The organism is Psychrobacter sp. FME13, assembly GCF_014861395.1.
Lineage (GTDB): Bacteria > Pseudomonadota > Gammaproteobacteria > Pseudomonadales > Moraxellaceae > Psychrobacter.
This window is the reverse complement of record NZ_RRYV01000138.1, coordinates 1-8,433: the sequence shown is the minus strand read 5'-3', so window position 1 is coordinate 8,433 and position 8,433 is coordinate 1. Positions and strand designations below refer to the sequence as shown.

The 8,433-nt window shown below is 42.2% G+C and carries 9 protein-coding genes; 1 reads left to right on the top strand and 8 read right to left on the bottom strand.

The features are described 5' to 3' along the window. The 8 genes from EI164_RS12870 to EI164_RS12835 all read right to left on the bottom strand — a co-directional run. The coding region (locus EI164_RS12870; RefSeq protein ID WP_192519804.1) for an IS1 family transposase at nucleotides 1-113 on the bottom strand (113 nt) is incomplete at its 3' end. 44 nt (nucleotides 114-157) lie between these two features. After that, nucleotides 158-541, bottom strand: a complete 384-nt coding sequence (locus EI164_RS12865) for a type II toxin-antitoxin system HicB family antitoxin (RefSeq protein WP_192520348.1) — start codon at nucleotides 539-541, stop codon at nucleotides 158-160. Continuing rightward, nucleotides 534-794 (bottom strand): type II toxin-antitoxin system HicA family toxin, encoded by a 261-nt coding sequence (locus EI164_RS12860; protein ID WP_192520347.1) that lies wholly within the window; start codon nucleotides 792-794, stop codon nucleotides 534-536. The genes EI164_RS12865 and EI164_RS12860 overlap by 8 nt, the downstream gene beginning before the upstream one ends. 198 nt (nucleotides 795-992) lie before the next feature. Next, nucleotides 993-1,769, bottom strand: coding sequence for an MOSC domain-containing protein (locus EI164_RS12855; protein WP_192520349.1), 777 nt, complete (start codon nucleotides 1,767-1,769; stop codon nucleotides 993-995). A 205-nt stretch (nucleotides 1,770-1,974) separates the two neighbouring features. Further along, on the bottom strand, nucleotides 1,975-2,388 hold the full coding sequence (gene rsfS, locus EI164_RS12850; RefSeq protein WP_192520346.1) for a ribosome silencing factor: 414 nt from the start codon (nucleotides 2,386-2,388) through the stop codon (nucleotides 1,975-1,977). A gap of 142 nt (nucleotides 2,389-2,530) precedes the next feature. Further along, a complete protein-coding gene (locus EI164_RS12845) occupies nucleotides 2,531-3,454 on the bottom strand; it encodes a nicotinate-nicotinamide nucleotide adenylyltransferase (RefSeq protein WP_192520345.1) in 924 nt (307 codons plus the stop codon). 378 nt (nucleotides 3,455-3,832) lie between these two features. After that, nucleotides 3,833-5,980, bottom strand: a complete 2,148-nt coding sequence (pta, locus tag EI164_RS12840) for a phosphate acetyltransferase (RefSeq protein WP_192520344.1) — start codon at nucleotides 5,978-5,980, stop codon at nucleotides 3,833-3,835. Nucleotides 5,981-6,174: 194 nt separating this feature from the next. Then, a complete protein-coding gene (locus EI164_RS12835; RefSeq protein ID WP_192520343.1) occupies nucleotides 6,175-7,404 on the bottom strand; it encodes an acetate/propionate family kinase in 1,230 nt (409 codons plus the stop codon). 683 nt (nucleotides 7,405-8,087) lie between these two features. On the opposite strand from EI164_RS12835, the gene lptM reads away from it, so the two are divergent. Beyond that, complete coding sequence (lptM, locus tag EI164_RS12830) at nucleotides 8,088-8,381, top strand: LPS translocon maturation chaperone LptM (protein ID WP_192520342.1); 294 nt, start codon at nucleotides 8,088-8,090, stop codon at nucleotides 8,379-8,381. The last annotated feature ends 52 nt before the right edge of the window (nucleotides 8,382-8,433 follow it).

Sequence of the window (8,433 nt, the reverse complement as noted above, 5' to 3'; positions counted from 1 at the left end):
TGACGTTTGCAGTCCTTGCACTGGTAGTTCTGCTTGCCATAGCTTTTTTTGCCGTTTTTCTTTAAACTGGGACTGTGACAGTCGGGGCAATTGATCTGTATTTGTGTCTTCATAACCTCAAATATATCATCTTGCTTCGGCTGTCACCCTTCTTTTATTACTCCAGCATACTTTTTGATACACCACCTATTTTTAATTCTTTATTATAAAAGTAAAAATCAATACATTGATTAATAAACTTATTTAAATTAAGACCTAAAATGTTTGCCTCATTGATACATTGACGGTGCAATTCTTCAGGCATTCTAATATTAAAAGAGCCACTGCAAGGTCTATTGGGGCATTTATTTTCTTCTACACACATTTCTAAGTATTCATCAACTGCTGCTTCGAATGCCATCTGTAATTCAGGTAGTGTTTCACCATCGTACATAACAAGATCTTGAATCATTTGAACCTTGCCAAAAAGACACATATCCTCAGTACTGTACTCTATCGAGCCAGTATAATTTTTGTACGAGAAGTGCTGTTTATTAGTCATTGTCTAACCAAACCTTATTATCATCAAAATTTTGAATAACTTGACGGATGTAACATTTTTTCATGATCGATTGTGGATGAGGTTCGTGAAAACTCATAGACAAGCCAGTGTTTTTATTAATGAATTTTCTTCTGGAGCCGCTACCTTTTGCTAATTGATAGTCGTGTAGTGATAGTAATTTGACAAACTCATCCCATGTGAAATCTACTGGAACAGTTTTAAAGCGTTTTATAAGTTTTTCTGACTTAGACATATAGTACCCAAATGCACATGATATTTGCAACTACTTTTTAGTTACATTGTTATGGTGAATTTTTTATATACAATATATAGTGCATTTTAATAAAATAACTACTACATGTTGTTTGCATACAATAGTCTATAAAATAAAAACGTAAAATGCTAGATTATTTTTATAAAAATAATGTGATAGTACGGTATTATTTAATTTTTATACTAAACTCTTCCGAACCTTCTTAGCCAACACCTTTTTCCAACTATCTTCCAAACACTCAATCGCGAGCCACGGTTCAACTACTTCAGCGTCGTATTTCTCTTTAGAATTAGACAGTTGCCATAACTTTTCAAGTGTCGCAAACGGATAGGGGCGTTCTATCAAGTAAACTGGCAAATCTGCATTAATTAGACCATCACGCACGACTTGGAAGTACCAGCCAGAGATACCTTGTTTACTGACCCATGCCGCGATATTCGGCACTTTGGTAAACTGTCCGATTTGGTCGTTAATCTTGTAGCAGGGGCGGCGCGGTTGAACGATGCGTAGCTGGACACTATCATCATTACTATTGTCTTGACCGTTCTCAAAATGTCCACCATATTGAAAAACGTCACCAATGCAAACCGTAGACTCAGTCATTTCTGGTAGACCATTAACGGCTTCGGTCGTGAGGTTTTCACCCAATGTACCGACACGCACGTTTAGGTCAAACTCAGCATTGATTTTGTCATAAGTCGCAGGTGCCAGTTGATGCACCGCTTTTAGTGGGCCACCATGATGTTTGCGATCGGCTTGCTCATCCGTCGTTAACCCCATGAAGTTGACCGCAACAGGTGCTTTAACTGGCGCTTTATCAATGGCGCTCATTTCTTCGCGCGCGAATGGCATGGCCTTACCAGCGCGGACACAGGTTAGGGTGGCGATATGTAAGGGTAGGGTATCATTAAAGTCTGATTTGGGGTCTTCTGTCGTTGGTAACGTCGGTATCATCGATTCTGTACTCATAAGCGATTCTGATTTATTTAAGGTCTGATCAACAGACCCTAGTATCGACTATAGCGTAATTGTGAACCATTTTCAGAATATTTATTAGGGATAGAGACAGTGTTTTTTGCATAAAAAAGACCAGAATAGTGATTCTGGTCTTTTTGGTAGTGCATGTTTTAATGTTGGACGGATATCGTAATCAACAATCTTATTTGACTTTGTTACGACGGCCTGCCGTTTTCTTTTCACGCGGGGTCGCAACTAGCTCAGCCAATTGGTCAGGTGATGACCACAGACCTTCTAGGTCATAGAACTCACGTGCTTGAGGCGTCATAATGTGGACGACAACAGCGCCCAAATCAATCAATGTCCAGTCAGAGTCGATACCGCCTTCACGGCCAAGTGGCATAAAGCCCGCTTGCTTCGCCTCTGCGCCGACACTGTCAGCCATTGCGCGTACATGGCGCTTAGAGGTACCGTTAGCGATGACGATGCGTTCTGTTACGTCAGTTAATGCTTCTACATTCATTACAGTGATGTTCTTTGCTTTCATATCGTCTAGAGCATTTTCAACAACGGCTAAGCATTTTTTTAAACGTTCTTCAGTCATGGTATTGGTCATAAATTTTGATCTCTTGAATCGTAAATATTAAAAATAAAAAAGGTAAATCGTCAATTTGCATGCGTTGGCATTGTCGAATGAGCTAGATGTCGCCCGTCACGTATAGAGACAGGGTAGGCAAAATGACAAAGATAAGGCGATTTTAACGGAATTGAGCAGCAGAATATAGCTGATGGGTGATAATATATTGATAAACAGCAGGATTTAGCCATTTAGCTAATGGATTGGGTTCAGTATTGTCCATGATATCATTTATTGGTTGCAAAGATGCGATTTGCGTTTCGGCAGTGTGCTTTATATTTAATGCGTGAGGGGGATTGTGAAGTTGCTGACGTACTTGCGTGCTAGATACGGCGGTCACAGGGCGCGCGTCTACGTAAATACTGCCTTGGTGTTTATTATTTTGTAAGCGACTGCTATTTGCGGCTATATGAGAGTTAGCTGTTATGAGTTCATTGGGCGAACTAATAATGAGAGGCTGTAGTTGATTGGGTAATTGCGCTTGCAGCTCAGACACAGAAACGTCTTGGTTCATGGTGTTTTTGTTCATGAGCTTTTCATTGGTTTGAGAAGAGCCGCTATCGTTGTCATAAGTCTCAGATAAGCTATCACGATTAAAAACCCACAGATTGACATAATCAGTCAGCTCAAGCCCTTGTTTCCATTTAGTCAAACTTAGCGCGCTGTCCATACCAATGATAAATATCAAACTGTCATTCGGATAGCGCTGCCGTAACGCCCGTACGCTATCGATGGTATAGACAGGTGGTGTTTGCCAAAGCTCAAGCTCGTCTATCCGTATGGGAGTATTTAGTGTTGCGAGCTTTAACATGGCTAAGCGATGATTAGGATCGGTGCTTTGTTGTTTAAAAGGTGAGCGAGCATTAGGTAACAGTGACACATGCAGCTCACGATTTAGCTGCTTGGCTAGTGGCAATAAATGCTGATAAACGTACATCGCTATTTGCACATGACCTTTATGCACAGGATCAAATGAGCCACCAAGATACGCACGAATGGCAGGCGCAGGATATTGAGTCTGTTTATGGTTGGTGATATTAGACATAAATAAAGGGAGCAAATGGTTGGCAAGAAAATCTTACCGCAGGTTTAAAAGAGAGGGTAGCGCTATTGTAGTGGGCAAGCAGGTATATGTCACTAGGGCGTGTCCTCAATTCAATCGATAGCCATCTAAATAGGTTAAAAATGGCTAAATCTTGCCAAACGGCGTCAAATAGCTGACTAATATCTCGATATTATCTGCGCTGTTTTCCTTGTTTGACGACAATTTATCTCATTTTTATCACCATTTTTAAAATGAGGACACACCCTAGTAGCGCTCAAAACCCATAAACAGTATTAAATAAAAAATGCCTAAGAAAAAGCCGACTATCAATGAGGTAGTCGGCTTAATCACAGGATTTTTTACGATCTGATTGAGTGATTAAATGGCGTCACTATATGCCTGAATTGCAGTAAGCGCAACGGTGTAAATGATGTCATCAACCAACGCACCACGTGACAAATCGTTTACTGGTTTATTTAGACCTTGGAGCATCGGTCCAACACTCACAACGTTGGCACTACGCTGTACCGCTTTATAAGTGGTATTACCTGTATTGAGATCTGGGAAGATAAACACGTTTGCTTGACCAGCGACAGGCGAGTCAGGGGCTTTTTGTTTACCGACACTCATGACCGATGCGGCATCGTACTGTAGCGGGCCATCAACTGCTAGGTGAGGCGCGCGCTCACGGACTATTTGTGTGGCTTTGATGACTTTTTCGACATCTGCGCCTGTACCTGATGAGCCAGTTGAGTAGCTAATCATCGCAACTTTTGGTTCGATACCAAAGGCGGCGGCAGACTGAGCAGACTGGATAGCAATCTCTGCCAACTCTTCTGCATTAGGGTCTGGGTTAATCGCACAGTCACCATACACCACGACCTGCTCTGGTAGCAGCATAAAGAAGATTGATGATACCAATGAGTATTGTGGTGCAGTCTTAATCAATTGAAAAGCTGGACGCACAGTGTTGGCAGTGGTGTGGATAGCACCAGAGACTAGACCGTCAACCTCATCCATTTGTAGCATGATAGTGCCTAAGAATACCGTATCTTCGAGCTGTTCAGCGGCGACTTCTGGAGAAGTTTTTCCGTTACGGCGAGCAACCACTGCATCAATATACTTGCTCATATCAAGGCTGGCAGGATCGAGAATCTCTAAACCTTCTGGCAAGACAAGATCGCGGTTCTTAGCAACTTGCTCTACATCTTCGCGTTTTGCAAGTAGTACACAGTCAGCGATACCACGGCTTTGACAGATACAGGCAGCTTCTACTGTACGTGGTTCAGACCCTTCAGGCAGTACCACACGTTTTTTGGCATTTTGTGCTTTTTTGACGACCTGATGACGGAAGGCAGCTGGTGATAAACGTGGCTTATACTCACCGCTGAACTGCTCTTTGATCCAACCTAAATCTAAGTGTGCAGCCACATAACGTGTTACTTCTAGGGCGCGTTCAGTATCATCACTTGGAATCTCAGCACTCATGTGTAATAAGCTCTGTACGGTCTCAAAGCTATCTGCTTCGACACTCATGACAGGAATACCTGTCTTAAGAGCTGATTGCCATAGCTCAGCCACGGTCGCATTTGGTGACACGCCACCAGTCAGTACCAAGCCTGCTAATGGCACACCATTGATACAAGCCAAAGCCGCAGCGAGTAACAAGTCATCACGGTCACCAGGTACGACGATGAGTGTGCCACGTTTGAACACTTCGTCTACCCGTGTCACTGAGCGTGCAGTTAGGCTAATCTTGTTGATACGACGTGTTTTGGCTTCACCAACATTGATCCAAGTGGCATCAAGTTCGGTGGCGATATCCCAAGTACGAGGTACAGATAATGAGTCGCTAAATGGCACCACACCAATTAGGCGAAACTGTTCGGTATCAAAAGAAGGAGATAAGCGCTGTACTTCTTGAACGAAATTTTCATCTAAACTCACAACCGCCTCACCTGGCGCGACTGGTTGATTCTCAAAAGTGTTTGGTAAGTCATGCACTCGCATCAGAATGCAGCCTAACGTGCGATCAGAGGCCATACCACCAAACTCACGCGCATGCACATCCAGCTTATCGGCTAAATAGGCTGGGTTTTTGGTATCGACCGTACTCACAAAGATGATTTTGGCATCTAAAGCATGGGCAATGGCACGGTTGATTTGTGCGGCATAAGAGGCTTCTGTGGTTGATACCAAGCCTTCACAGATGACGACACCATAATCACCTTCGATGGAGTGATAGTTTTCAACGACTTCTTCCATCAAGTCATCTAGATTGTCATCACCGATCATACGCTCGACGCGCTGACGGTTGATAGATTTGGGCGGTGTTAGACCAAATGCGTGCATGGTTAGTGCGCTTGAGCTGTCCAGACTATTCTGCTTGTCGAGCGTATCATCTTGCAGAAATGGTTTCATAAAACCGGCTTTAACACCGTTATAATCAAATGCACGAATAAGACCTAGTGCTGCTGATGTCACGCCGATACCGCGACTAATGGGAACAAGTAAAATGGTTTGCATAGTATATCCTACTATTTGTTTTGTTATATCTATGAAGGGGGTATTGCTGATTGGCTACAACGATGATGCTTGCTGCATCGTTCATTTGTAGTATTGACTGAGAATCGAGCAGCTACTCAAAGGCCTACGTTATATAAATAATTTTTATATAACATAAGCCATTAAGTAGGTATCGTTAGATAGCCAAGCTATTTTTATTTCAGACCTAATGCCTGACGGGTTTCTTTAGCAATCTGACATTCTTCATCAGTTGGAACAACCCACAGCTCAATGCTGCTATCTTGCTCTTGGAAGTTTCCTTCAGCACCACCGACCAGCTCATCGTTTTTGTCAGCATCAAAATTGATGCCGAAATGACGCATGACATCTAAGATACGCGCACGTGTGGTTGATGAGTTTTCACCAATACCACCAGTAAAGACAATACCAGTAAAGTCAGGCAGCGCACAGCTGAGGCTGGCTAGATATTTACCGACACGATAACAGAACATCTCGATGGCGAGCTGAGCATCTTTATGTCCCTCGTTTGCCGCTTGTTCGATAGTACGCAAGTCATTAGATAGACCTGAGATACCCAATAAGCCACTTTCGCTGTTGAGCATGGTATCTACTTCTTCTAAGCTCATACCCAACTTACGCTTGAGATGAATATGTAGGCTAGGATCGACGTCACCACTACGTGTGCCCATCATCAGACCTTCAAGTGGCGTCAGACCCATGCTAGTATCTAAGCTTTCACCATTATAGACAGCAGACGCTGAGCAACCGTTACCTAAGTGGGCGGTTAACCAACCATGTGGACCTTTGGTATCTGTGAGGGTGCTAGCACGCTCTGATACGTAGGCATGCGAAGTACCATGGAAGCCGTAACGACGGATTTTTTCTTCTTCGTATAATGCTTTTGGAATCGGATAGCGGTAGGCAACAGGTGGCATTGTTTGGTGAAAGGCAGTATCAAACACGACTACTTGTGGAATATCAGGATAAATGGCTTCAACCGCTTCAATACCTAAGGCGTTTGCTGGGTTGTGCAATGGCGCTAAGATTTTTAGGCGTTTTACTTCATCAAGTACGTGTTGGTCAACACGAACTGCTTTTGAGTATTCACGACCACCATGGACCACGCGATGACCAACAGCAATAAAATGATATTGCTCAAGTAGTGCTAGAATTTTTTGTAGAGCTAGCTCATGACGTCCACCAGGGATTGTGATTTCAAGTTTTTCACCGTTTAATGTAGTATGCTTGATGCGAGCGGTATCGAGCCCCAAGTTTTCGGCAAGTCCTGTAATACGGGTGGATTCGTCTTCGCTGATGAGTGCGTATTTGATTGAAGATGAACCGCAGTTCAGAACCAAGGTAGGGTTGATTAGTTTTGATCTGCCGGTATTGCGGTCATTAAAGATGGGGGTGCTATCGCTCATGCTCTATCCTTAGATTATGTTTTTTGATAAGTGGTAAATCATAGCGGATTAACTTCCGCTAAACAAACAAAAATCAGCAAACCTGTCATAAAAATGAACTAAGCGATAATTCGCTTACAGGTTTGCCAATAGATACTTACTGGTCACTTTACTTGGTTGCTTCTAGCAATTCATCAAACAAAGCAAATAATTTCGCAGTATAATGTAACATAATTAAAATCTTATACCACAGTAACTATAAGGTTTAAGATTGAACTTCGTCAAGTACTGTTACATCTGTACACCGGATATCGTTATAAAATGACAATTGCTATAAAGGCAGGATTGTCCACAATAAAAATTGTAAGAAAGTTTTTCAAGATTGTTTTTGCCCGTGTTTTTCGCTATGAAACGGCTCTAAATTTACAGCAAATGCCATGTAACTTTTCTAGTCTTCGTTTGGTAGTTTTCTGAGCCTACGTTAAAAAAACAGGCTCAAAAAACCATCGTTATCAGTAATATTTATAGATAATAAATACCGAAAAATTAGTGATCGAGCACACTTAAAAGGCATGCTTCTTTACTGGTACAATGCTATGCTGAAGCACTGTTTGGTGTCCAAAAGACCCTAAAAATGTTTTCAATAAATTATAATATTTTGAATAATTTACTTATATTCACCCTGCTGTAAGGTTATCTGTTTTATGCTTACTATACACCGTGTTTTAAATGTCAAGCACACCTATCGTTTATCTGTCAATACCAGTCGCCGTGCACTTTCTGCACTCATTATTGCTACTGCCATAGTAGGAATATCAGGCTGCGGACAAAAAGGTGACCTATACCTAGTAGATAATACAAGCTCAAATACGGTAGGTTCAGCGTTATTATCTGACACTGATGATTTATCAGAGACAGCATTGGCGAGTGATGAACAAAACTCCCGTGAGTTAGAGATAATGCTAGCAGACGTCAACGAAGACCCTAACGATTATTAGGGCGTGTCCCTAATTCAGTTTGCAATGAATCATAGTACAAGCTAGATACAGC